General features: G+C 64.7%; 19 protein-coding genes. 5 read left to right on the top strand and 14 right to left on the bottom strand.

The genetic code is table 11. The features are described from left to right. Positions 1-117: 117 nt before the first annotated feature. The gene (locus GUY30_RS01870) at positions 118-2004 is read right to left on the bottom strand and encodes an amidohydrolase (protein ID WP_167193634.1); all 1887 of its coding nucleotides are present in this window, start codon (positions 2002-2004) and stop codon (positions 118-120) included. 117 nt (positions 2005-2121) lie between these two features. On the opposite strand from GUY30_RS01870, the gene GUY30_RS01865 reads away from it, so the two are divergent. Further along, positions 2122-2613 carry a hypothetical protein gene (locus GUY30_RS01865; protein WP_167193632.1) on the top strand — a complete coding sequence of 164 codons (492 nt, stop codon included), beginning with the start codon at positions 2122-2124 and terminating at the stop codon, positions 2611-2613. Between the two features lie 348 nt (positions 2614-2961). Here GUY30_RS01865 and GUY30_RS01860 read toward each other — a convergent pair whose 3' ends face one another. The 7 genes from GUY30_RS01860 to GUY30_RS01830 all read right to left on the bottom strand — a co-directional run bounded on the left by GUY30_RS01860 (position 2962) and on the right by GUY30_RS01830 (position 10467). Continuing rightward, complete coding sequence (locus tag GUY30_RS01860; protein ID WP_167193630.1) at positions 2962-3996, bottom strand: RAP domain-containing protein; 1035 nt, start codon at positions 3994-3996, stop codon at positions 2962-2964. A 537-nt stretch (positions 3997-4533) separates the two neighbouring features. Beyond that, positions 4534-5289, bottom strand: coding sequence for an iron ABC transporter ATP-binding protein (locus GUY30_RS01855; protein ID WP_167193628.1), 756 nt, complete (start codon positions 5287-5289; stop codon positions 4534-4536). Further along, positions 5286-6431, bottom strand: coding sequence for an iron chelate uptake ABC transporter family permease subunit (locus GUY30_RS01850; protein WP_167193626.1), 1146 nt, complete (start codon positions 6429-6431; stop codon positions 5286-5288). Before GUY30_RS01850 ends, GUY30_RS01855 begins: the two co-directional genes overlap by 4 nt. A 6-nt stretch (positions 6432-6437) precedes the next feature. Beyond that, a complete protein-coding gene (locus GUY30_RS01845) occupies positions 6438-7472 on the bottom strand; it encodes an ABC transporter permease (protein ID WP_167193624.1) in 1035 nt (344 codons plus the stop codon). Then, positions 7472-8461, bottom strand: coding sequence for a siderophore ABC transporter substrate-binding protein (locus GUY30_RS01840; RefSeq protein ID WP_167193622.1), 990 nt, complete (start codon positions 8459-8461; stop codon positions 7472-7474). The genes GUY30_RS01845 and GUY30_RS01840 overlap by 1 nt, the downstream gene beginning before the upstream one ends. Before the next feature lie 196 nt (positions 8462-8657). After that, positions 8658-9656, bottom strand: a complete 999-nt coding sequence (locus tag GUY30_RS01835) for an inositol monophosphatase family protein (RefSeq protein ID WP_167193620.1) — start codon at positions 9654-9656, stop codon at positions 8658-8660. Between the two features lie 556 nt (positions 9657-10212). Continuing rightward, the gene (locus tag GUY30_RS01830; RefSeq protein WP_167192995.1) at positions 10213-10467 is read right to left on the bottom strand and encodes a hypothetical protein; all 255 of its coding nucleotides are present in this window, start codon (positions 10465-10467) and stop codon (positions 10213-10215) included. A 248-nt stretch (positions 10468-10715) separates the two neighbouring features. On the opposite strand from GUY30_RS01830, the gene GUY30_RS01825 reads away from it, so the two are divergent. Continuing rightward, on the top strand, positions 10716-13664 hold the full coding sequence (locus GUY30_RS01825) for an FAD-binding and (Fe-S)-binding domain-containing protein (RefSeq protein WP_228281597.1): 2949 nt from the start codon (positions 10716-10718) through the stop codon (positions 13662-13664). An 85-nt stretch (positions 13665-13749) separates the two neighbouring features. Here GUY30_RS01825 and GUY30_RS01820 read toward each other — a convergent pair whose 3' ends face one another. Next, entirely contained in the window at positions 13750-14139 is a 390-nt protein-coding gene (locus GUY30_RS01820) for a universal stress protein (RefSeq protein ID WP_167193618.1), read from the bottom strand. Positions 14140-14287: 148 nt separating this feature from the next. Continuing rightward, a complete protein-coding gene (locus tag GUY30_RS01815; RefSeq protein ID WP_167193616.1) occupies positions 14288-15355 on the bottom strand; it encodes a helix-turn-helix transcriptional regulator in 1068 nt (355 codons plus the stop codon). Positions 15356-15555: 200 nt separating this feature from the next. Here GUY30_RS01815 and GUY30_RS01810 point away from each other — a divergent pair, with 200 nt between their 5' ends. Further along, positions 15556-16158, top strand: a complete 603-nt coding sequence (locus GUY30_RS01810; protein WP_167193614.1) for a mycothiol transferase — start codon at positions 15556-15558, stop codon at positions 16156-16158. 85 nt (positions 16159-16243) lie between these two features. Here GUY30_RS01810 and aceB read toward each other — a convergent pair whose 3' ends face one another. The 3 genes from aceB to GUY30_RS01795 all read right to left on the bottom strand — a co-directional run bounded on the left by aceB (position 16244) and on the right by GUY30_RS01795 (position 19702). After that, entirely contained in the window at positions 16244-17851 is a 1608-nt protein-coding gene (aceB, locus tag GUY30_RS01805) for a malate synthase A (RefSeq protein ID WP_167193612.1), read from the bottom strand. A 239-nt stretch (positions 17852-18090) separates the two neighbouring features. Then, entirely contained in the window at positions 18091-19401 is a 1311-nt protein-coding gene (aceA, locus tag GUY30_RS01800) for an isocitrate lyase (protein WP_167193610.1), read from the bottom strand. Beyond that, complete coding sequence (locus GUY30_RS01795) at positions 19394-19702, bottom strand: hypothetical protein (RefSeq protein WP_167192992.1); 309 nt, start codon at positions 19700-19702, stop codon at positions 19394-19396. The genes aceA and GUY30_RS01795 overlap by 8 nt, the downstream gene beginning before the upstream one ends. Here GUY30_RS01795 and GUY30_RS01790 point away from each other — a divergent pair. Further along, the gene (locus GUY30_RS01790; RefSeq protein ID WP_323127770.1) at positions 19679-21034 is read left to right on the top strand and encodes an ImmA/IrrE family metallo-endopeptidase; all 1356 of its coding nucleotides are present in this window, start codon (positions 19679-19681) and stop codon (positions 21032-21034) included. The two genes, GUY30_RS01795 and GUY30_RS01790, sit on opposite strands and share 24 nt — an antisense overlap. Before the next feature lie 146 nt (positions 21035-21180). On the opposite strand, the gene GUY30_RS01785 is transcribed toward GUY30_RS01790, so the two are convergent. Continuing rightward, positions 21181-22692 carry an FAD-dependent oxidoreductase gene (locus GUY30_RS01785; protein WP_228281596.1) on the bottom strand — a complete coding sequence of 504 codons (1512 nt, stop codon included), beginning with the start codon at positions 22690-22692 and terminating at the stop codon, positions 21181-21183. A 37-nt stretch (positions 22693-22729) separates the two neighbouring features. Between GUY30_RS01785 and GUY30_RS01780 the strand changes: the two genes are divergently transcribed. Then, positions 22730-24022: a site-specific DNA-methyltransferase gene (locus GUY30_RS01780; RefSeq protein WP_167193607.1), complete on the top strand. Its 1293-nt coding sequence runs from the start codon at positions 22730-22732 to the stop codon at positions 24020-24022. The last annotated feature ends 7 nt before the right edge of the window (positions 24023-24029 follow it).

Below are 24029 nucleotides of genomic sequence, written 5' to 3'. Positions count from 1 at the left end.
TTCGCGCCCCCGCGGGGACATCTCACGGGATTTCCGCGTCCCTGCGGGGACATCTCACGGGATTTCCGCGTCCCTGCGGGGACGTTTCAGCGGGACGGTCGCGCCGCCTCGGCGAGGTCAGGCCCGGTATTTGATTTCGCCGCCGACGACGGTGAGCGCGACTCGGGTGTCGCGGATCGCCTCGGCGTGGGCGAAGAGGGCTTCTTCGGAATCGTAGCCGAGGAGGCCGTCGGTCGGCGTGCGCGAGCCGTTCAGGTCACTCGACTGTGCGGTCACCTCGGTGTTGAGGGCGTCGCTGCTCAGCCCTTCGGCGGCGCACGGATCGGTGTCGACGAGGATGAAATCGGCGTCCATTCCCGGGGCCAGATATCCGCGTCGGGCCTCGAGGCCGGCGGCGAAAGCCGGACCCTGAGTGTGCAGGCGGATGGCCTCGACTGCGCTCAGACGACGGTGCGGCTGGAACGTCGTGGACGCCTCGCCGGAGATGTTCGCCCTGGTCATCGCCGCATAGATCGCGGCGAAGGGGTTCGCCGGTTCGACGGGGCCGTCGGAACCGAAGACGACGTGCGCGCCCGCCTCGAGCAGGTCCGGCCACGCGTAAGCGGCCAGCTGCGCGGACTCGTCGATGAGGTGGAGCAGATGCAGATCGGAGATGCAGTGGCGTGGCTGCATGGATGCGAGCACCCCGAGCTCGGCGAACCGTGCAACGTCGGACGGTTGGATGAACTGAGCGTGTTCGACGCGGTGGCGCAGGGGCCGGTCGTACTTCTCCTCCGCGGCCCGCGTGATGTCACGCAGCCGGTCGAAGACTTCGAGCACATGGTGGTTCGCTTGGTCGCCGATGGCGTGGATGGCCACGGAGATGCCCGCCTCGGTGGCGATGTGCGCCTGCTCGAAGAGTTCGTCCTCGGTCATCTGCGCGATGCCGAAGTTCTCGGTCTCGCCGTCGGTTTCGGGGAACGGTGAGGACATGTGCGAGGTGTGCGAGCCGAGCGCCCCGTCGGAGAACAGCTTCAACCCACCACACTGCAGCCAGTCGTCGCCGTCGCCGGTGTGCCACCCGGTCTCGATCGCCCACGGCACCTCGGGTGAGCGCAGGAACAGCGTCACGCGCATGTCCTGGCGACCGGCTTCATGCAGGTCGTTCCACCCCAGAGTCGCGGCGATGCCGTCGAAGTCGTGGATCCCGGTCAGGCCCTGGGAGAGGAAGAGCTCCTGAGTGGTGGCGAGGCGTTCGACCTGCTCCTCGCGGCTGGGTTCGGGAATGAAGCGGGCGACGAGGTCGGTGGCGTCCTCGCGCACCAGACCGGTGAGCTGCCCGTCGTCGCGGACGAAGCTGCCACCCGACGGGTCGGGGGTCGCCTCGTCGATTCCGGCGATCTCGAGGGCGTGGGCGTTGGCCCACAGAGTGTGCAGGTCGAGTGACCACATCGCCACGGGATGGTCGGGAACCTCGGCGTCGAGCAGCGTCCGGTCCGGATAACTCGGGTCCTCCCATTTGTTGAGGTCCCACCCGGAGCCGACCACCCACGTGCCCACCGGGAGGGAATCGGCACGTTCGCGGATGAGTGCGACCGCCTCGGCGAGGGATTTCGTCTGGGACAGATCGAGGTCGGTCAGGGAGTCGGCGTACATGATCGAATGGATGTGGCCGTCGACGAAACCGGGCAGGATGACCTGTCCGCCGCAGTCGATTTCGTCGATCTCGAGTCCCGGGATGACCGTGGTCGCACCGACCCCACCCGCCGAGGCGAGCGCCGCCGTCGTCGACGACTGCGCGGCGGCGATGTCGAGCAGTTCGGCCCGGGTGCCGACGGCCACGATGGTCTCCCCGTCGACGAGGATCGCGTCGGGAGCCGGCTGCATGAAGTCGACGGTCGAGGTGGGAGCTGCGGCGGGGGTGTCTGAGTTCGATGCGCTCGGGTCGGAGGCAGTCGAGACAGGGGTGTTCGAGGCGGCCTGGGGTGCGAACGTGCGCACGACGGCGTTGGAGAACAGACGCATGGGCACCAGTCTAGAGCGGGAGGGGCGGTGGTAAGGATGGGCGGACGCTGCGGTGCGGCCGAATGGATGCGGATCGGGCGCGGCAGCCGATTTTCTACGAGGAGTAGAATCGGGATCATGACTCACTTCTTCAGCACCGATGACTCGCGATTGGCGGCGAGCGCTCGGATCCTCCTGCCCGCCGTCTGGCTCGGGCTCATCATCGGCATCTCCCTCATCGAGGCGCCGCTGAAGTTCACGGCCCCGGGCATCACGATCCCGTTGGGATTGGGCATCGGGCGACTGGTGTTCGGCGTGATGAACTGGGTCGAACTGGTCATCGCCGTGATCCTGCTGTGGGCCCTGCTCAAGTCGGGAGTCGACCGCGCCTACCGCAGTGTGGCCTGCGGGCTCATCGCAGTGCTCATCATCAAGGTCATCGTCATCCGACCGCTGCTCAACCAGCGCACCGATGCGGTGCTCGCCGGGGTCGACGACGGCGGTTCGGCCCTGCACCTGTTCTACATCGCCGCCGACGGGCTGCTCATCGTCGGGCTCATCACTGCACTCGTGCTCGCAGTGCGCCGTTGGGTGACGGTCCGACCGGCCGTCGAGGCAGACGACAAATAGAGGAGGCCGCCGGGTCTGCTCAGACCGAAAGCGCAGCCGCCTTCCGCGTCCTCACTTTGGTTGAGGAAGGCCGCGAAAAGGATCCGACGGTCACGAACATCAGCGCCGTTCTCTTCGGGTGGCCACTGGAGGCCGACGCAGGAATTGGCACTGAACGGCGCCCTCACCGAGTGACGAGGCGTGGTCACTCAGCGGCCTCCTCGGCGAATCATCGCTCTCTGATCAGGTCATCGGGATAAAACTCGATGCACCGCACAAAACTCGATACCCGACCGTACAAAACCCGATGGTTAACGGCACAAAAGTCGATGCGCGAGGTCTGCATCATTCGTCCGGACTCCTAACCATCTACTTCAGTTCCGGCGCTTGTCTGAAGATCTTGTCCCGAAAGTCGCTGAGGCTGAGCACTTCGTCGAAACTCAGATGGATGACCTTATAGCCCAAGCTGAGAAGCCGGTTGTGCTGTTCGCCTTCTTTCCGGATCAGCGAAGGCCCCACCAGAGCATATTTCTCGCTTCCGTCGACTGCGAGGATCGTTCGTGTCTGTTCGTTGAGAAAATCCACTCGAGCTATGAAGCCCCGGCTGTCTCGGACTTCGATCTGCTGTTCGAACCCCGTCAGATGCAAGGCGATGAGGTTGAATCGGCAGTGGCTCTCAGCAGGACTCTCAGAGAACGGACCGATCGCATCAACCATCCGCTGTGCGGTGACTTGGCCCGACCGCATGCGGGCAACCGCGGGATAGAATGCCGTCTCGATAATTCGACGGGCCTCGGTCTGAAACTTCTCCGTATACCCGAACTTCGGGTTGAAGCCAGGGAATTGAGCGGCCGTCGTCTGACGCAGCACCCACTCCAGTGCTGCAAAAGCTTCGCGTTGTCCCGAGATCCGAATGAGGTCCAAGGCCGTCCTGATCGCCGAGGTGGCCGCTAGGTGGCCGAATCGGACCTGATCCTCTGTGGGAACCTCACGCCGCACCCGGATGATCTCCTCAGTGTGTGAATTGCTCCTCGGGTGTCTGACCGTGATCGCCTTCGATGCGTCCTTGTACAAAGGTATTCCGTGGAGGACAGCAGCCGATTTGCCGACAATCACATCCTCTGGCCGATACCAGCGATAGCTCTGAATTCGCAGCGCACGGAGCTGGGTCTGGTACCGGAAATCACGCTTCAAGTCGGATGGAGATTTGTCGACGTGGAAGCTGATCCAGTCGGCGTCTCTGATAAATGCCGCAATTCGGCTGTGGTCTCTCACGTGGCACTCGCGGATCACCGAGTACACCCCGCGGCAAAGACGAATCAGGCAGCAGTCCAGCGCACCCATGATCGTCTTGGAGGAGATACCCGCGGCGGAGAGCTCTTCACGATAGATCGTATTCTTCATCTGGCGAGTATCGGCATCAGCGGCCCGCCTTCAGAACCTCTTGCGCTGGGGCTGTGGACAACGTTTCGTCGTCCACAAGTCCACAACGGTCGAGTCACGTTCTTCTCCACAGGCCGCTGAGAACCGTTTCTGCACAAGACTCCCCGAAATACTGCACGGGAGTCCCCGCGAACACTCAGCTGTTGAGCACCGTTGAGATGGGTTCGCCCATTGCAACCGATGATCGCACTGACTGTCTCGAAAGGCGCCGACCGAGCAGGCACTCCACGGTGTCTGGTGCGCAAGTGAGAACTCAGTCCACGGGAGCTCGAGCCCAGTAATCGGCTTTTGCACCATCCGTCATCGACTTTCGTCCGAACTGTCATCGCCTTCTGACCGATGCATCGGGATCGAAATCGATGATTCGGTCAAAAGGCGATAAGCGCCCGAAAGTAGCCTCAGTAAGTGTCCCCGCCACCCCAGCCACCGCACGGGCAGGCCTCACACACGGACAGCCGTCCCCGCTAACAGCAGATCAGCAGCACACAGCTAGCAGCCTCAGAAGTACACCGCCAGGGCCCCTCGCGGGCCGTCGACGACGTCGACCGGGGTGTCGAACACTCGGGACAGCACCTCTCCGGTCATGATCTCCTCGGGCGTGCCGAATTCGACGATCGCACCATCTTTGACCGCACAGATGTGGTCGGCGTAGTGACCGGCGAAGTTGATGTCGTGGAGGACGATGACGATGGTCCTCCCCATCTCGGCGGCGGCCCGGCGCAGGTGCTGCATCATCTGCACAGACCGCTTCATGTCGAGGTTGTTCAGCGGCTCATCGAGCAGCACGTAGTCGGTGTCCTGAGCCAGCACCATCGCCACATAGGCACGCTGCCGCTGCCCGCCGGAGAGCTCGTCGATGAAGCGATTCTCCAGCTCACCGAGTTCGAGGAAGTCGATCGCCTGCGAGATGACCTCCTCATCGGCAGTCGTCAGTCGTCCCTTCGAATGCGGGAACCGCCCGAAGCCGACGAGCTGCCGGATCGTCAGCCGCGTGATGAAGTGGTTCTCCTGCCGCAGGATGGACACGATCTTCGCGAGATCCTTCGACTTCGTCGAGCTGACGTCATAGCCGGCCACCGAGATCGCACCGGAATCCATCCCGAGCAGCCGCCCGATCATCGTCAGCAGCGTCGACTTCCCGGCACCGTTCGGCCCGACCAGAGCGGTGACTCCCCCGGCGGGAATCTGCAGATCGACGGGTCCGATCGATACTTCGTCGGCGTAGGATTTGCGGACCGATTCGAGCGTGATCACAGGCGCCCCTTTCTCAGGATGACGAGCAGGAAGGCGCCGCCGCCGACGATCTCGATGATGATCGACACGACCCCCTCGGCGTAGAAGATGTTCTTCATGACGAAGTACGCCCCACCCAGAACGACGAATCCAATGAGCGCGGCCATCGGGAAGAGGCGTTTGTGGTCGAAGGTGTCAGCGAACTGGTAGGCGAGCATTGCGACGAGGAAGCCGAGGAAGACCATCGGTCCGATCATCGAGACGGACACTGCCATGAGGATGGAGACGAAGAAGAGGACCTTGAGCAGTTCGCCCTTGTAGTTGAGTCCCAGGTTGCTCGTCATGTCCCGTCCCAGGGCCACCACATTCAGGCGTGAGGAGCAGAGGTAGAGCCCGAGGCAGGCGAGCACGCTCAGCGGGATCGACACCGGCAGGTAGCTCGAATCCGAATTCGAGATCGACCCGAACAGTCGGGCGGAGAGGACGTCGAATTCGCTCGGGGTCAGCGTCCGCTGCATGAATGTCGCGACCGAGCCGAGTCCGCCGCCGATGACGACGCCGATGAGCAGCATGAGCGCCACCGAGGAATGCCGTCCCGACAGCAGCCACCCGTAGAGGGCCAGCGACAGCCCGACCATGAGCACGAGCTGGACGATGAAGGGCACTAGCCCCTTGAGTTCGACGATCGCGGTGACTCCGAAGAAGTACATCGCCGAGGTCTGGATCGCCACGTAGAGGGACTCGAATCCCATGATCGATGGGGTGATGATCCGGTTGTTCGTCACCGTTTGGAAGGCGACCGTGCCGAACGACTGACACAGTGCCACCAGGGCGATGACGACGAGGTTCGTCAGCCGCAGCTCGGCGATCAGCCAGAACCCCGGGTCGGTGATCGGCATCGGATTGTCCCAGGCCAGGATGCCCAGAGCGATCCCCGCCGAGGCGACCGCCAGCACGATGATCATCGTCCAGTAGCGACGCTGCGACCGTTTCGTCGGAAGCGGTCCCGACGACCGCTGAGCAGTCGCGGACCCTCGCCGAGGCGGCCGACCGTACCGTGCGCCCGCACCGGACCGATCCCCGCCGTTCACGACGGTGGCCGCGGTCGGGTGGGCTGCCTCGGTGCCGGTCCCGGTCGATTCGGTTTCATCGTTTGCGCGCATCCGAGCTCACCCGACCTTTCGCTGACGCAGCAGCAGGGCGACGAACACGGCCGCGCCGACGACGCCGAGGATGAGGGAGACGGGCACTTCGAAGGGCATGACGATGATCCTGCCGATGAGGTCGCAGATGGTGACGATCGCGATGCCGAGCAGACACACCCACGGCAGGTTCGAGCGCAGGTCATCGCCGCGCATGAGCGAGACGATGTTCGGCACGATGAGGCCGAGGAACGGCAGGTTGCCGACGACGACGGTGACCACTCCGGTCGCGATGGCCACGAACACGGTGCCCAGCAGCAGGATCTGGTTGTAGTTGAGTCCGACGTTGGTGGCGATCTCCTTGCCGAGACCGGCGACGGTGAATCGGTCGGCGAGGATGAAGATGGCGACGACGACGGCCGCTACGATCCACAGCGTCTCGTACTGGCCGCGCAGGATCGAGGTGAAGCTGCCGGCGAACCATATGCCCAAGGATTGCAGCATGTCGGTCTGCACCGCGATGAATGTCGAGACGGCGCCGACGACGGCGCCGAGCATGATGCCGACGATGGGCACGATGAGCGAGGACTTCAGGGAGACGCGGCGGAGGAAGACGAAGAAGACGAGGGTGCCGATGAACGCGGCGATGATCGCCCCGACCATTCGTGCCACGATCGAGGCGTCGGGGTAGATGATGACGGTGAGCATGAGGCCGAGGCCCGCCCATTCCGTGGTTCCGGTCGTCGTCGGTTCGACGAAGCGGTTCTGGGTCAGCAGCTGCATGACCAGCCCGCACATCGCCATGGCGGCTCCCGCCAGGACGAGGGCGATCGTGCGCGGGATCCGCGTGATCTGGAACATCTCGGCCCCGCCGTCACCGCCGAAGACGTCATAGACGCCGGTGAGCAGCGAGACCGCGAGGAGGATTGCGACCCCGAGGATGCCCAGCAGCAGGGGCCATCCGAACAGGGGTGCCTTCGCCGAGGCGGCCCCACGTGGGACCTGTTCCGTCCGGTTGCGTCGGCTTTCGTTCCGACGTCGGGCCGCCTCGGCGAGGGTCATCACTTCTGGTCTTCGAGTGTGTCGGCGAAGTCGTTGAAGAACTCGGTGTACGTCTGGATGCCTTCGTTGAGGTAGGTGTCCTCAGGGAAGTAGACGATCTTGTCGTCCTTGATCGCAGGAACGTCCTTGAGCGCTTCGGAGTCTTCGAGGACCTCGGCGGCAGGGGCCGAGCCTTCGTCGCGTTCCTCGGGGGCGAAGGAGGCGTCGCGGTCGAGGACGATCATCAGGTCCGGGTTCGACTTCGCGATGGCTTCGACGGAGACGTCGTCGCCCTGGTGGTCCTCGCTGCCCTCTTCGACCTCGAGGGCCGGGTCGAGGTCGAGGATGTCGAAGACGGGGCCGACGGTGCGTCCGACCGAGGGTGCAGCGTAGCCGATGTCGCCGGCCGAGGTGATCAGGCCCATGGCCTTGTCGCTGTCGTCGTAGGCGGCCTGGGCGCGTTCGATGGAGGCATCGAAGTCGTCGACGAGCTTCTTCGCCTCATCCTGCTTGCCGAAGACCTCGCCGAGAGTGGTCGTCTGTCGGCGCAGCTCGGCGTCGAAGTCCTCGCCGTCGCGGGGATCGAGTTCGAGCACCGTTGCCTCGGGAGCGAGCTTGGCCAGATCGTCATGGAACTGGGCGAAGCGCTGACCGTTGACGATGAGGTCGGGCTTCGCTTCGACGACCTTCTCGAGGTCGGGTTCGCGGTGGCTGCCGAGGTCAAGGATCGAATCATCCTGCGTGTACTCGAGGTCTTCACTCATCAGGGAGACGGCGCCGCCCTTGAGTTCGATGCCCCAGTCGCTGAGTGTCTGGAACGTGCGGTTGTCGGTGGCGACGACGGACTTCGGCGGGGAGGCGACGGTCTGCTTGCCGTTGTTGTCCTCGACCTCGACCGTGGAGCCGGAGGCATCGGCCTTCGCCGAGTCGGATTCTGCCGAGCCGCAGCCGGCCAGAGTGAGAGCGACAACGCCTGCCAGGGCGCTCAGTTGAAGGCGAGTCGAAACCATGAGGGTCCCACTTTCAGGAATGAACGTATAAGAAGAGCGCGTGCACACACTGAAAGTAAGCTTAGCCTATGCTCTGAAAATTAAGTCAAATAAGTATGACGTTATCTGCATCACACTCGAAGTGGGCCTGAGCTCAGGTGATGGGGGCTGGGTTCAGATGGCGTGGGCCTGGGGTCGGACGGCGGCGACCCCGGGTTCAGATCGCGGCAATGAGACGGTCGACCTCGTCCTGGGTATCGGCCGCGGCGGTCGGTCCGCCGGAGCCTCCGCGACTGACCTTGAGGCCGGCCTCTTCGACGATGACGGCCCCGCCGGCGTAGTCGTAGATGCCCAGGCCGCGTTCGGCGTAGCCGTTGACCCGCCCTTCGGCGACCATGCACAGGTCGAGGGCGGCCGATCCGCAGCGTCGGATGTCGTCGTAGCCGGTCATGAGGTCCTCGAGTTTGGCCAGCTGGACGCCGCGGCTGCTCAGGGCGTAGGCGAATCCAGTGGCCAGGAGCCTGCCCGACAGTCCGGGCGGAGTCCCACGCAGGCGTCGCGCCGGAACGGCAGAACTGGACTCGCGGTAGTCAGCCAATCGTCCGTCGACGCGAAAGGCGCCGCGTCCCGCGGCCGCCAACCAGGTGGCGTCCAGTCCGGGTGAGGCGACGAGTCCGATCCGCCAGACGCCGAGCCCGAGGCCGGCGTCCTCCTCATCTGCAACCTCGCAGACGCCGACGGAGAATGCATGGTGTTCGATGCTGCGGACATAGTTGACGGTGCCGTCGATCGGGTCGACATGCCACTCCAAGCGCGGACCGTCATCCGCCCCGGCTGCTCCATTACTCTGCCGTTCATCGCCGAGCTCGAGGAGTCGGCCCGACTCCGAGTCGAAAGCGTGGAGTTTGAGTAGGAAATCCGTTGGGAAGACTTCGACAGGATCCAGGGCCTCGGATCCCTCTTCGCCGACCATGAGGTCATGGGGTCGGACTCGATTGAGGTACCCGCGCACAAGCGCTTCGATCTGTGCGTCTGCGCGAGTGACGAGGTCATTCGGTGAGGTCTTCGTATCGACGACGCTGGCATCGAGGCTCGCGCCGAGCAGCGGCCTCCAGGCGAGTATCTGCTCCCAAGCCATGAGCGAGAGGTCTGAGGCGATGCGGATGAGCGGAAGGTCGACGATCTCAGCGGGCAGCGATTCGAGCTCGGAGTTCATACGGCCACTCTAGACAAGGCGTTGCGGCTCTCGCCCAAGTGTCCGCAGGCAGAAACCTGCCCGAAATTGCGCGCCGGCATAGGGCCGCATGGCCCAGGTCCACACAGAGCCATTCACTCTGGCTCGTCCCCTGTGTAACAAGACTGCAATACACCGGCGAATATGTACTTCTTGTATCTAAGCCGCCCACTGCGGCCGGGAACTCCGATCAATCGGCTATTCCGGTCCTTCGGAAACTCACCTGCGGTTGCCGTCACAGCATCCAGGTCCGAATGATTTCTCAAACCGATGAAGAGGCGATTCCTGAAGCGATTTTCGAACTCCGAACAGTATTCTCTTCGGTGATTTGTTCGCTCACCAGCCTCATTGTCACCAGTTCGGAAATTCCCACTTCCGGTGTCTCGACGATTCGGCCACGGAACCGTCAGAAAACGTGCATGAATCGCACAAGGGCGGTGATCCATATCATCTATGGATCACCGCCCTGGTTTCTGCGCGGGAAGAGCGGGCACAGAGGGGACCCGGAGAATGCCGTCCTGCCCCGTGCTTCCTAGGATCAGGCAGGGTCGGCGACTCCGGCCTTCGGCTCACTGCGCTTGACAGGCCCGTGCCTGCGCACGATCTCCTGAACGGCCTGCGAGGAGGTGCCGGCCGCCTCGGCGATCGCACCAAAGGTCGCGCCTTCTTCACGGGCGCGCAGAATCGCCATCACATAGTCGGTGTTGATTTTCGAACGCTGCCGTGCGACCTTTCGGACGACGCCGACTAATGCAGTCTGATCAACTGTCAATTCACGAGCTCGACGAGACATGGTTTCTTCCCTTGCATTCAAGTAGTGGCACGTTGCCACGAATTGGTGTAGTCCCATTAGATACCACGAATATGTCAAGACGCCAAGAATTCCCGGATATAGGAACTCAGGCTACTGTGCAGCACCGTTCTGAGCACGTGTGATAACGAAAGTATAACGTTCCTGAGGCCCCGAAGATGACTCTCACTCGCAACTCCGCGACGTGGAAGGTATCGATGTTCCGGCAACCCAGGTGGCACAATGCGGACATGACGACTATGGCCCATCCCACTGGAGCGAATCGGGCGACCGTCGACGAAGACGAGTCCCAGACAGCGCTTCCCACCGCACTCGCCGAACAGTTCCGCACCGCGGGCATCCGTGATTTCAGCATCGACGACACCGACCGCGCCGCGTACTCCTCCGATGCCTCGCTCTTCCGGCTCGTCCCCGCCGCCGTCGTCTTCCCCCAGGACGAAGAGGAAGTGGCGCGAGTACTGTCTGTTGCGCGCCGCCTCGGTGTGGCCATCACCAGCCGCGGCGCCGGCACATCGATCGCCGGCAATGCCATCGGCCGCGGCATCGTCCTCGACTTCTCTCTCCATATGAATGCGGTCTTCGACCTCGACCCGGACGAGCAGTCGGCCTGGGTGCAGTCCGGCTGCGTCCACGCTCACCTGCAGAAACAGGCCAAACCGCACGGTCTGCGCTTCGGCCCGGACCCGTCCACCCACACCCGCTGCACGATCGGCGGGATGATCGGCAACAATGCGTGCGGCCCGCGGGCACTGGGCTACGGACGCACGGGGGACAACATCCTGGCGCTGAAGGTCATGCTCATCGACGGCACCGTCGTCACCCTCGATGACTCGGACGCGGCGGCGACGTTCCCGCGACTGCACGAACTCGTTGCGCAGAACCTCGGCACCATCCGCACGAACTTCGGCACGTTCTCCCGCCAGGTCTCCGGGTACGGCCTCGAGTCCCTCCTACCGGAGAATGGCTTCGACGTCCGCCGGGCCTTCGCCGGCACCGAGGGCACCTGGGGCGTCATCCTCGCGGCGAAGATGCGTCTGGTCAAGGACCCGAGCTTCACCTCGGCGGTTGTGCTCGGCTATGCGGACATGGTCGCCGCCGCCCACGATGCGCCTCTGCTGAAGGACTTCCCCGTCGCCGCCTGTGAGGGTCTCGATTCGCGCATGCTCGACCGGGTCATCGACACCAAGGGCGCCGAGGCGGTCCCGCCGCTGCCCGAGGGCGCGGGCTGGCTCGTCGTCGAACTCACCGGTGAGGACGAGTCCGCCCTCGAGTCGGAGACTCAGCGCCTCATCTCCGAATCGAAGTCGCTCGATACCGCGGTCCTCGATGCCAAGGCGGCGGCCGAGGTGTGGGCGATCCGCGCCGATGGTGCGGGCCTCGTCTCACGCACTCCCGATGGACGGGACGCCCACGCGGGGTGGGAGGATTCGGCGGTTCCGGTGGACCACCTCGGCGATTATCTTCATGACCTCATGGAGCTGCTCGAGGAGCACGGGCTGTGGGGTATTCCCTATGGGCACTTCGGTGACGGCTGCCTGCACATGCGCGTGGACTTCCCACTCGAGGACCCGAACGGCGGTCAGGTGATGCGCGATTTCATGGTCGCGGCCACGAAGCTCGTCGCCCGCTACGGCGGGTCGGTCTCCGGGGAGCACGGGGACGGTCGGGCCCGGTCCGAACTGCTCCGCCTCATGTACACCCCGGCGGCGCTCGATCTGTTTGCCCAGGTCAAACGTCTCTTCGATCCTCAGCATCTGCTCAATCCCGGTGTCATCGTCGACCCGGATGCCCTCGACGAGTCGGTGCGTCTGACCCAACTGCCGCTGCGTGAGGAGCTGCCCGGCACTCTGGCGATGGCTTACGAGGGCGAGTCCGCCGGTTTCGCTTCGGCGGTGCACCGGTGCACCGGAGTCGGCAAGTGCCGTGCGGATTCGGCGGCCGGCGGCGGCATCATGTGCCCGTCGTACCAGGCCACCCGGGACGAGCGGCATTCGACGCGAGGTCGCGCACGAGTGTTGCAGGAGATGGTGTCCGGAGATCTGCTCGAGCCTCGCTGGGACTCCCCCGAGGTCCACGAGGCTCTCGACCTGTGCCTATCGTGCAAGGCCTGCGGGACCGAATGCCCGACCGGCACGGACATGTCGACGTACAAGGCCGAGGTCCTGCACCAGACATACAAGGGCAGGCTGCGGCCGATGAAGCACTACTCCCTCGGGTTCCTCCCCCAGCTCGCGCGCCTGGTCACGCCGGTGGCGCCGGTGCTCAACAAGGTCTCGGGACTGCCGGGGCTGACGACGCTGGCGAAGAAGATGGCCGGCATCGACGTCCGCCGCTCGATCCCGCAGTTCGCGTCCACGACGTTCAGGAAGTGGTGGACCACCATCGCCGAGGCGGCACCGAAGTCGCGTGCCAATGCCGAAGTCGTGCTGTTCGCCGATTCCTGGTCGAACCATTTCGCTCCGCGCATCCTCGCCGCGGCCGTCGCCGTGCTCGAGCAGGCCGGTGTGCATGTGCGGGTGGTCGATCAGACCGTGTGCTGCGGGCTGCCTCTCATCTCCACCGGTCAGCTGGATGCGGCGAAGGCGAATCTGTCGGAGACGATCACCGCTCTCGATGCCACGGGAGACGTGCCGATCATCGGCGTCGAACCCTCGTGCCTGGCCACGCTCAAGGACGATTCGCTCAAGCTCGTCGCCGATGAGGCCTCGCACCGAGTGGCCGACCGCGTGCAGACTCTTGCCCAATACCTGCTGAGCATCGGCGCCGGACTGCCGGACCTGTCAGGAGTCGAGGCGCTCGTGCAGCCGCACTGCCACCAGTCCGCGATCTTCGGCAATGCGGCCGACAGGGAGCTGCTGGCCAGGGCCGGAGCGAGCACTGAGTTCCTCGGGGGCTGCTGCGGTCTGGCCGGGAACTTCGGCGTCGAGGACGGCCATTTCGAGACCTCGGTCGCCGTCGCCGAGGTGGCTCTGCTGCCGGCTCTGCGCAAACGGGGACGGGCCACCAGTGTGGAGCCCCGGACCGGATCCGGCACGCATTCCGACAACGGCGAGCGTCTGCAGATCGTTCTCGCCGACGGGTATTCGTGCCGCACACAGATCACGGATCTCAGCGACGCCGAGGGCGTGTCGCTGGCCGAACTCCTCGCGTGGGGATGGGGGCTGGAACCTCGGCGGTGACGCCGAGGTCAGGGCCGCCTCGGCGAGGTTTCAGGTCTTACCGTCGATTCAGGCTTTGGCGAGTTTTCAGGTCTTTGCCGTCGAATCAGGCTTTGGCCGTGAGGACCGGAACCTCGGCTTCGAGGAGGATCCGCTGTGCCTGCGAGCCGAGGATGAACTTCCCGATCGCCGAGCGTTTGCGCAGGCCGATGACGATGAGCTGGGCTTTGTACTCCTCGGCGAGGTCGTTGAGCGTGCCGGGCAGATCGTCTTCGTGGTCGGGCTGGAGCACCTCGACGTCGACGTCCGATTCCTTGCCGAGGTCGACGATCCGCTTGATCTCGTCCTCACCGATCTCGGTCGGAGTTCCACTGGCACCTCGTCGCTGTGAGTTGATCACGACGGCAGCGCTCGACCGCAGTTTGGCCTCTGCGAAACCGGCACGCAGAGCAGCCTCACCCTCGGGAGCGGGTAGGTAGCCAATGAGAATCGTCATGGCCCCCAGTATATGGACTCATCCATGATTCATTCACGTCGGGATCACTCAACGGTCAGGTAGAAACAACCCCCATTGCCCTCCAATTACTACCTGACGGCGGCCCAGCAACCTGGCGCGAGGTATCTGGGCCGCCGTCGGGTGGCAATTAGGAAATTGAGGCTTCGACGACTGCCTGGGCTCTCGCTGCGTGTTCTCGCAGGGAGTCGATGAGCTCCGGCGGGTGGAGCACTTCGATCTCGGCGGGGATCGCTGCCAGGGTGGCCGTGACCCATCTGAGGTCCCAGAATCCGCAGGTGATGCGCACCCCGTCGGCCGCCTCGGTGATGGTGGCGCTCCGGGTGGAAAACCATTCCTTCGCCTCCTGCACCGAGGCAGCGGTGCGCAGAACGACGGTGTGCGGATACGCGGTGGTGGTGACGGCGGCGGAGACAGCCGCCTCGGCGTCGGGGTGGTCACGCGGCGTAAAGCTCAGCGTCGTCGCGTGGACATCGCTCATCCGGTCGAGGCGGAAGACCCGATGATCATCGCGGTCGAGGTCGAAGGCGAAGACGTACCAGTGAGCGCCGAAAACGACGAGGCGGATCGGTTCCACGCGACGCAGCGTCGAGGGTTCGGCAGTCGAGGAGTTGGCGTCGGTGACGCCGCTATCGGGGGCTGCCCATCGAACCGCAATCGGATCGGCGGTCGGGGTAACGGGCGCGCTCGTGACGGAGGGGACCTCGGCCTCCGTCCGCTGCATCTTCCGGTAGTCGAAGGTCGCGATCGTCGACGCATTGATCGCCGAGGCGAGCGTGATGACTGCATCGATATCGACTCCGGGAACGTTTCCTTCGGACACGGACACGGCCGCCGCGATATCAGCGACGGTCGCGCGCATCGCCGTCGGAAGCATCTCCCGCAGCTTCGTCGTCGCCGAATCCGCATGCTCGGTGTCCAGGCCGGCCCCGCGCAGGAGCGCGAGACCAACCGCGGTGGCCAGCGCCTCCCCCGCCTCGAGCTGCAGAGGCGGCAGCACCGTCCGCGATTCGGCGCGGTAGCCACCGGCGAGACCAGGGATCGAGGAGATGATGTAGCCGAGATCGCGCAGCTCGGCGATATCGCGGCGGATGGTCCGCGGGGTGACGTCGAAGCGGGCGGCGAGTTCGGCGGCAGTGTACCCACGCCCGGAGGCGAACAGGCTCAGCAGAGTCAGGAGCCGCGTCTCCGATCGCATGTCACTCTCCTCTTTCGTGCGAGCCGAGATAAGGTGCCCGCGCAGATCTGAAAGGAGCCTCCGACAACGTCTTCAAAGAACTTCGGGCCCCTCCACAGATGCGGACAGTATATGTCCGCATAGGAGTTGACGATAGGTTTACCGCTTCAGCCGATCGGCTGCGGCGGACCTGCCGAACGAAGACCCCACGAGGAGAGACCATGCCGTTCTTCACCCCTTCCGTCACGACCGAAGCCGACGCTGCCTTCACGTTCCTCACGCAGCAGTGCAACCAGCTCAAGCTCACGGCGCTCGGCCTGACCGACGAACAGGCTCGCAGCACACCGACGGCCAGCGGATTGAGCATCACAGGACTCGTCGTCCACGCGGCGCAGGTCGTCAACAACTGGCTCATCCAAGTCAAGGAACCGACTCGAGAGATCGCCGAGGACGACTACCGACCGGTCAACGAAAAGATGGGACTCACGGCGATGTTCGACGGGTCAGCCCTGCCCGACCTCGACATCGACGAGGCGGTAGCGATCTTCGACAAGGTCATCGACGGGATCGAGGAGGCTCGGGCCGCAGTCGCAGAGGCGGGGACCGACCTCGGCACCGAAGTTCCGATGCCGTACAACCCGTGGATGCCCGACGACTTCGTCATGTCCGTCCGCTGGATCCTCATGCATCTCAATACCGAGATCGCCCGGCATGCCGGACATGCAGACATCATCCGCGAGTCGATCGACGGGGCGATCGCCTACCAGCTCAATGCTCAGGCCGACGGCGAGCCGTGGCCGCCCGAGGGCATCGACTGGACCTGAGTCCCCACTAACTACCCCCAGAACTACCTGACGGCGGCCCAGCAACCTCGCGCGAGGTTGCTGGGCCGCCGCCAGGTAGTAATTGTTAGGCGACGAAGGCTTCGGTGGGCTTGGACACCCGGTCGACCAGGTGGTCGGTGTAGGCCGGCATGGTGAGGAATTCAGCGAACTCCTCGCCCAGTGCCGTCTCGCGGAAGATCTCCACGGCCTCATCGAAGTGGTCGTCGGCGCGGCGCTCCATGCCCGCCAGCTCCTCGCCGAGGTAGCGCTCCACCAGACGCGAGGTCAGCTGCTGACCGTTGTCCAGGGTCACCTCGTGGCGGATCCACTGCCAGATCTGCGAGCGGCAGATCTCGGCCGTCGACACGTCTTCGAGCTGGTTCTCCAGAGCCACGTGCCCATTGCCGCCGAGCCATTCGTTCATGTATCCGATGGCCACGCGGATGTTCACGCGCACGCCCTCTTCGGTCACGACCGGCTCGAGGCCGGTGCGGTCGAGGATGTTCTCGCTGGTCACCTGCACGTCGGGGCGCTTGTTCTCCAGCTGGTGCGGCTGCGAGCCCAGAGCGGCGTCGAACACGGCCAGGGCAGCGGGAACCAGAGCAGGATCGGCGACCCAGGTGCCGTCGAAGCCCTGCCAGGCCTCACGGGCCTTGTCCTCACGCATGCGCTCGAATTCGGCGGCCACGAACTCCTGGTCGGGGTGATCGGCCATGAGGTTGGACATGGTTCCGATCGCATGTGCTCCGCGACGATGGCAGGTGGCCACGAGGCGGTCGGTGAAGGCCTTCATCAGCGGCAGGTCCATCGTCAGGCGCTCGCGGTCGGGCAGAACGTACTCGGTGGTGTTGCGCAGGTTCTTCACCACGGAGAACAGGTAGTCCCAGCCGGCGGCTTCGAGGCCGGCGCAGTGATCGCGCAGCTCGAAGAGGATCTCCTCCATCTGGAACACTGCGGTGATCGTCTCGATGTGAGCGGTCGCCCGGATGGTGCCCTGTTCGATGCCCAGCATGTTCTGCGCCAGGACGAAGACCTTGTTCCACAGGCGTGCTTCCTGCGAGGACTCGAGCTTCGGCAGGTAGAAGTACGGGCCGGAACCATTGTCGATGAGGTACCGAGCATTGTGGAAGAAGTAGAGACCGAAGTCGACCAGCGCGGCGGAGGTCGAGAACTCGGCTCCGTTGTCATCGACGTAGATCAGGTGCTTCTCGGGCAGGTGCCAACCGCGGGGACGCAGTCCGATGGTCGGCTGATTGTCGTTGGTCACTCCGGGCAGCTGGCCGCGGATGGCGCGGAAGAGGTTGACCTGTCCTCCGATGACGTTGGCCCAGGTGGGGCTCGTGGCGTCTTCGAGGTCGGCCAGCCACACTTTCGCCTGCGAGTTCAGCGCTGCCACGACTTCGTCTTCGGTGACCGGGCCGGTGAGCTCCACGCGGCGGTCTTCGAGACCGGGTGCTCCGGCGGATCCGGCGACCGACCAGGAGCGGTCGGCGCGGATGCGTGCGGTCTCGGGCTTGAAACGGGGGAGGGTTCCGCCGTTCATCTCGGCCGCGCGGGCCCGGCGCGTGCGCAGCACGTCGCAGATGGTGCCGGCGAACTCGTCGTGGAGCTTGGCGATGAACGTCAGAGCAGGCTCCGAAAGGACGGTGCCGAAGCCGGTTTCGAGCGGCGCGTTGATCTTGATGTAAGACATGGGCTTCTCCTCACCCGTCGTAGTGTGCCTGGAATATGTGGCTTTCAGTCTGTGGGTGATCCTCGCCGAGGCGGCTCCGCAGTGACAGTGAGCGTTCCGGTGGGATCGTGGCGGGGTTCTTCGTCTGTGGTGTGACGGAGCGGATCGACGATGTAAACCCCGTGAAAACATCATCGATCCGCCCCGGGTCTCTGGTGGGCTCATCCCCGCTGGTCAGCGGGGCGAAAACCCGGCGCGGCTCAGTGGAACTGAGCGGTTTCGGTGGAGCCGGCCAGCGCGGTGGTCGACGACTCGGGGTTGAGTGCAGTCGACACCAGATCGAAGTAGCCGGTGCCCACCTCACGCTGGTGGCGGGTCGCGGTGTATCCGCGCTCCTCGGCAGCGAACTCGCGCTCCTGCAGGTCGACGTATGCCTTCATCTGCTCGCGGGCGTAGCCGTGGGCCAGATCGAACATCGAGTAGTTCAGAGCGTGGAAGCCGGCCAGGGTGATGAACTGGAACTTGTAGCCCATGGCTCCGAGCTCGCGCTGGAACTTCGCGATGGTCGCATCGTCGAGGTGCTTGCGCCAGTTGAACGACGGCGAGCAGTTGTAGGACAGCATCTGGTCCGGGTACTCGGCGTGGATCGCCTCGGCGAACTGCTTGGCTGCTTCGAGGTCAGGTGTGGAGGTCTCCATCCACAGCATGTCCGCGTAGGGAGCGAACGACAGTCCGCGTGCGATGCCTGCTTCGATGCCGTTGCGAACCTTGTAGAAGCCTTCGGCGGTGCGCTCACCGGTGACGAACTGCTGGTCGCGCTCGTCGATGTCCGAGGTCATCAGCGTGGCTGCCTCGGCGTCGGTACGGGCGATGACGAGGCTGGGCACGTTCTCGACGTCGGCCGCGAGGCGGGCGGCGTTGAGCGTGCGGATGTGCTGCGAGGTCGGGACGAGGACCTTGCCGCCGAGGTGGCCGCACTTCTTCTCGGAACCGAGCTGATCCTCGAAGTGCACACCGGCAGCGCCGGCTGCGATCATCGACCGCATGAGTTCGTAGACGTTGATCGAGCCGCCGAAGCCCGCTTCCGCGTCGGCGACGATCGGAGCGAACCAGTCGTCGACCTGCTTGTTGCCTTCCGAGGTCTCGATCTGGTCGGCGCGCATCAGAGCGTTGTTGATGCGGCGGACGACCTGCGGCACCGAGTTGGCCGGGTAGATCGACTGGTCGGGGTAGGTCTGACCGGCGGCGTTCGCGTCGGCGGCGACCTGCCACCCGGAGAGGTAGATGGCGTTGAGGCCGGCCTTGACCTGCTCGACTGCCTGGTTGCCGGTCAGTGCACCGAGTGCGTTGACGTAGTCACCGGAGTGGATGTCGCCGGCGGTAATCTGGTTCCAGAGGCGCCCGGCTCCGTGACGGGCCAGCGTGTGCTCCTCGATCAGCGAACCGCGCAGTTTGACGACATCCTCGGGCTCGTAGTCACGAGCGACTCCCGACCAGCGGGCGTTGGTGGCCCAGTCGCGGCGGATGGCTTCAGCATCGTGCAAGCTGTTCTGCGTGGTGTTCTCAGTCATTGTCCTTCTCTTTCTCGATCTCTCGGGGTTGTTGATGTATCCAGTCTGCGGGGGCCGCAAGCGCTCTCGCATTGTTTTTTCGGATGAATAATCTCGATATTTCCGGTTTCAGAAATTTCGCGGTTCTGTCATACTGTTTTTCAATCGCGTGAACCAGCCCACAGAAACCGAGGGAGGCACTTTGAACAGCGTTGGCGCGGAAGTTGAGAGCGAAGAGCAGCAGACCGACCTGCTCAGCATCGGCAGAAGAATCCGATTTTTTCGCAAGAAGCGCGGTTTGACCCTCAACGAGCTGGGGCACGAAGTGGGGCGTGCGGCGTCCCAGATCTCGACGATCGAGAACGGCAAGCGAGAAACTTCTGTCACGCTCCTGGCCTCGATCGCGAAGGCGCTGAAGACAGATGTCTCCGAGCTCATCGACCCCGCTCCGATCGACGAACGACAAGCCCTCGAACTCGAAGCCGAACGCAATCAGGCCTCCCCCATGTACTCCTCCCTCGGACTGCCGCAGGTGCGGATCAAGTCCCTGCCGGCGGATGCCCTCGAGGCGATCGTGGGTCTTCAGCGGCAGCTCGGCGAGGCTCTGGAGCGACGGGCCGCTACCCCGGAGGAGGCACGGCGGGCCAACCGGGAGCTGCGGGATCGGATGAGGGAGAAGAACAACTACTTCGCCGACCTCGAGGCCACTGCCGCCGAGCTGCTCGACCTCGTCGGCTACGAATCCGGAACGGTGTCACAGCGGCAGACAGCGCTCATCGCCGAGAAGCTCGGTTTCAGCCTCCATTACGTCTCCGACCTGCCAGAATCGACTCGGTCGATCTCGGACACCGCGAACAAGCGCCTGTATCTGCCCAATGCCGATGCCGCTTTCGATCCGCGGTCGCACCTGCTCATGAGCCTGGCTCCGCATGTCCTCGGCTATGACTCCCCGAAGGACTTCCACGAGTTCCTCCAGCAGCGCGTCGAGGCCAACTACCTGGCTGCCGCCATCCTGCTGCCCGAGTCCTCAGCCGTGCCGATGCTCGAAGAGGAGAAGAAGAAGCGGGTGCTCTCCGTCGAGCATCTGCGCGATATGTTCGGCGTCGGCTATGAGATGGCCGCCCACCGGTTCACGAACCTCGCCACCGAGCACCTCGGCCTGCCCGTGCACTTCATGAAGGTCCACAACTCCGGCACGATCCACAAGGCGTACTCGAACGACGGCCTGCCGTTCCCTACCGATCCGCTCGGAGCGATCGAGGGCCAGTTCGCGTGCAAGCGCTTCACCTCGCGCACCGTCTTCCGCGTCGCGGACCGGTTCAGCCCGTACTACCAGTACACCGACACCCCGCACGGCTCGTTCTGGTGCACCGCCCGTGTGCTGCCCGGCGGCGACTTCGCCATCAGCGTCGGCGTCCCGTTCTCCCATGTCCGCTGGTTCGAGGGTCGGGAATCACCGATCCGATCGCAGTCAGGATGCCCGGATCCGTCCTGCTGCCGACAGGCCCCGAACGATCTGGCCGAGAAGTGGGAGGACCAGGCGCTGCCGTCGGCCCGGATGCACGCGTCCCTGCTGGCCGCGGTTCCGCCCGGTGCCGTGCCCGGCGTCGACGACACCGAGGTCTACGAGTTCCTCGAGCGCCATTCCGGCTGATCGTCGACAGAGATCAACGGCACAGGAATCCCACGCCGAGGCGGCTCCCCCACTCCGGGTGTCCCGTGACCGAGGCTGGTGAGCGTTCGGATCATTCCGCCAGGGCTTCGGCCAGGCGGACGAGCATGAGTTCGCGCTGCGGATCCTCAGCGGGTCGTGTTCTCGAAGGCCCGATCGACGATCGTTTCGGCGATCGCCAGCGCCGAGGTGGCTGCCGACTTCGGCACGGATCTGACCATGGTCAGCCTGCCGCGCCTGGTCACGGCCAGTTCGTCGATGAGTTCGCCGTCGGCGGTCATCGCCTGAGCACGGACTCCGCGAGGTCCGGAGGTCACGGTGTTCGGATCGACCTCGGGGACGAAGCGGCGGATTCCGTCGACGAAGGCGGTCCTGCTCACCAAAGGTCTGACTCCGCGGGCCGCTGTCTTCGCGGTCTGGGCGGCGAACTTCCAGAAACCTTTGTTTCTGGCGGTCGAGCTGATATCGGCGAGGTCGAATCCGCGCCGGTCGTAGGATTCGCGGCCGAGGGCGACGAAGGTATTCGGTCCGAGGATGAGCCCGTCGTCGAGCCCGCGGACGATCGAGGTTTCGGTGAAGGGAGCCTGCGGGTCGGGAACGGATCCGATGATGCCGCGGACCACCTCGGTGTCGGTGGCCGGGATCCGATAGTAGTCGCTGGTGAACGGCACGATCCGCGGTTCGGCATCCAGTCCGGCGGCGGTCGCGAGGCGATCGGCCTGGAGACCGGCGCAGACGATGACGATGTCGAAGGTGCCGAGCACCTCTTCGGGGGCAGTGTCCCGGCCGGAGCTGTCGCGGTGTGGGGCATCATTCTGTCCGCTGTCGGGGCGCGCATCCCATGAGCGCCGATCGTCACGACGTGACCAGGAGTCAGAGAGCTTCTGTGTCCACTCGCCGATCGTCGATTCGGCCTGCTTGAACCAGTCCTGCTGCCCGAAGCGATCGCGCAGCTCATCGCCGATGCCGATGACCGGGTCGTGCCCCTCTTCCCCGCGATATGTGCGCGGCCGGTCGCGGACCTGCTCGTCGCGGTCGTCAGAACTGGCCGTGGCGTCGTCTGCCGGAACCGGGCGTCCGCGCAGTCGGACTTCGTTGCTCATGGTGTCGAAGCCGGTGACCTCGGTGCCGAAGCGAAATGTCCCTCCGGCGGCACGCACATCGGAGGCGAGCGCGGCGGTGAGCGCCGCGAAGTCCGCGATGGCCGCATGGGGTGAGAAGAGGCCGAGGACTCCTCTCACGGCCGGTTCGACGGCTCCGATCTCGTGGCGTTCGAGCAGCCGCGCGCCGGGGACCTCATTGTCCTTGGCGCGGGCGAAGATCTCTTCGAGTCGTTCGGCTTCGTCGGTGTTCTGCGCGATGAGCAGCTGAGCGCATTCCCGGTAGGGCACGCCGGTCTCGGCCATATAGGGGATCAGCAGCTGGAGGCCGCGCTTGGTGAGTTTCGCTTCGGCCGAACCGGGCTTCTGATCGAGTCCGGAGTCGACGATTCCGGAGGTGTGCCCGCTCTGATGTGCGGCGACGGTTTCGGCCTTGTCGAAGACGGCGACCTCAGCGTCGGGGAACTTCATGGTGACTTCGCGGGCGGCGGCGACGCCGAGGATGCCGGCACCGACGACGGCCACTCGTGAAATACTCATACAGCAATCTTGGCACCGTTCGGGTTGAAGGAGAAGGATGACGACCGTCTTGGAGTGGCCGGGCAAGGCCGCCGCCCTCGCCCTCGGTCGCCGCCTCATTGCGGATTCCGAAACCGGGCCCAGCCTCGGTGAGGGTGAGCGGGAACCCGAGCCCAGCCTCGGCGAGGATCGACCACGGCTTCGGGATAGCGACGGTGCCGCCCATGCTCCCGATCCGCACGAGAATCTCCTCGTCGTCGGGGACAATCAGCCGGCGCTGCAGGCGCTGCTGGCCACGCATCGTGGGCGGGTCAAGGTCGTCTACATCGATCCGCCGTACAACACGGGCAATGCACATACCTATAAGGATCACGGGCACGATCACGCCAGTTGGCTGTCGTTCATGACGCCGCGGCTGCTGCTGGCTCGCGAGCTCATGCGCGAGGACGGAGTGTTATTCCTCCATCTCGACGACAAGGAGAGCGCGTGGGCGCAGCTGCTCGGCCACGAGATCTTCGGTGAGGACAATTCGCTGGGCACGCTCATCCATCAGCGCGCGAAAGGCGGGGGCAATGCGCGGTCGTTCGTGCGCGGGCACGACTATGTGCATGTGTGGGCCCGCGATGCGAGCCGGGTGGGGCCGTTCCTCACGGAGAAGAAGTCGCCGGCGAAGCTTGAGGTCATCGACGGCAGGCGGATGCTCGTGGAGACCGATGTGCTCCGCGCCGGCTTCGGCCGGTATGCGCGCGGGTCGGAGCGGCGGCTGATGTACGAGGACATCGTCGCGGTCAAGGGTGAGAAGAAGCTCGCCGAGGTGGACGCGAAGCTGGCGACGGGCGAGTACATCCTGCGACCCTGGGGCTCAGACGGCAAGCACGCGGTGGTGCGGGTGACGCCGGCGGAGAAGGCGAGTTCGAAGATGTACTCGATCATCAAGGCGCTCGGCGGGCAGAACGATCTGGAACCGCTGGGCCTGGGCGGGGTATTCAGCTATCCGAAGCCGGTCGAGCTGGTCAAGGCACTCGTGGCCTCGCAGACGTTCTTCGATCCCGATGCCATCGTCCTCGATTTCTTCGCCGGGTCCGGGACCACCGCGCAGGCCGTCATGGCCGCGAACGAACGGGATCAGGGTTCGCGATCGTTCGTGCTCGTGCAGACCCCGGAGCCGCTGCGATCGAAGAACGCGAAGGCCGTGGTGGTCGGCGGCGGAAAGGGCCGGACCGGCGGTGCCGCCACAGACGCCGAATTCCCGACGATCAGCGAACTCACCGCCGAGCGCATCCGCCGCGCTGCCGGCATCCACGCCCCCAGCCTGACGTTCACCGAACTCGAGGTCAACGACGGCGAATAGCGCGGAA

Origin of the sequence: Brevibacterium pigmentatum, assembly GCF_011617465.1 — a bacterium.
GTDB lineage: Bacteria > Actinomycetota > Actinomycetes > Actinomycetales > Brevibacteriaceae > Brevibacterium > Brevibacterium pigmentatum.
Note: the sequence above shows the minus strand (reverse complement) of the source record. Positions and strands in the feature narration are given on the sequence as shown.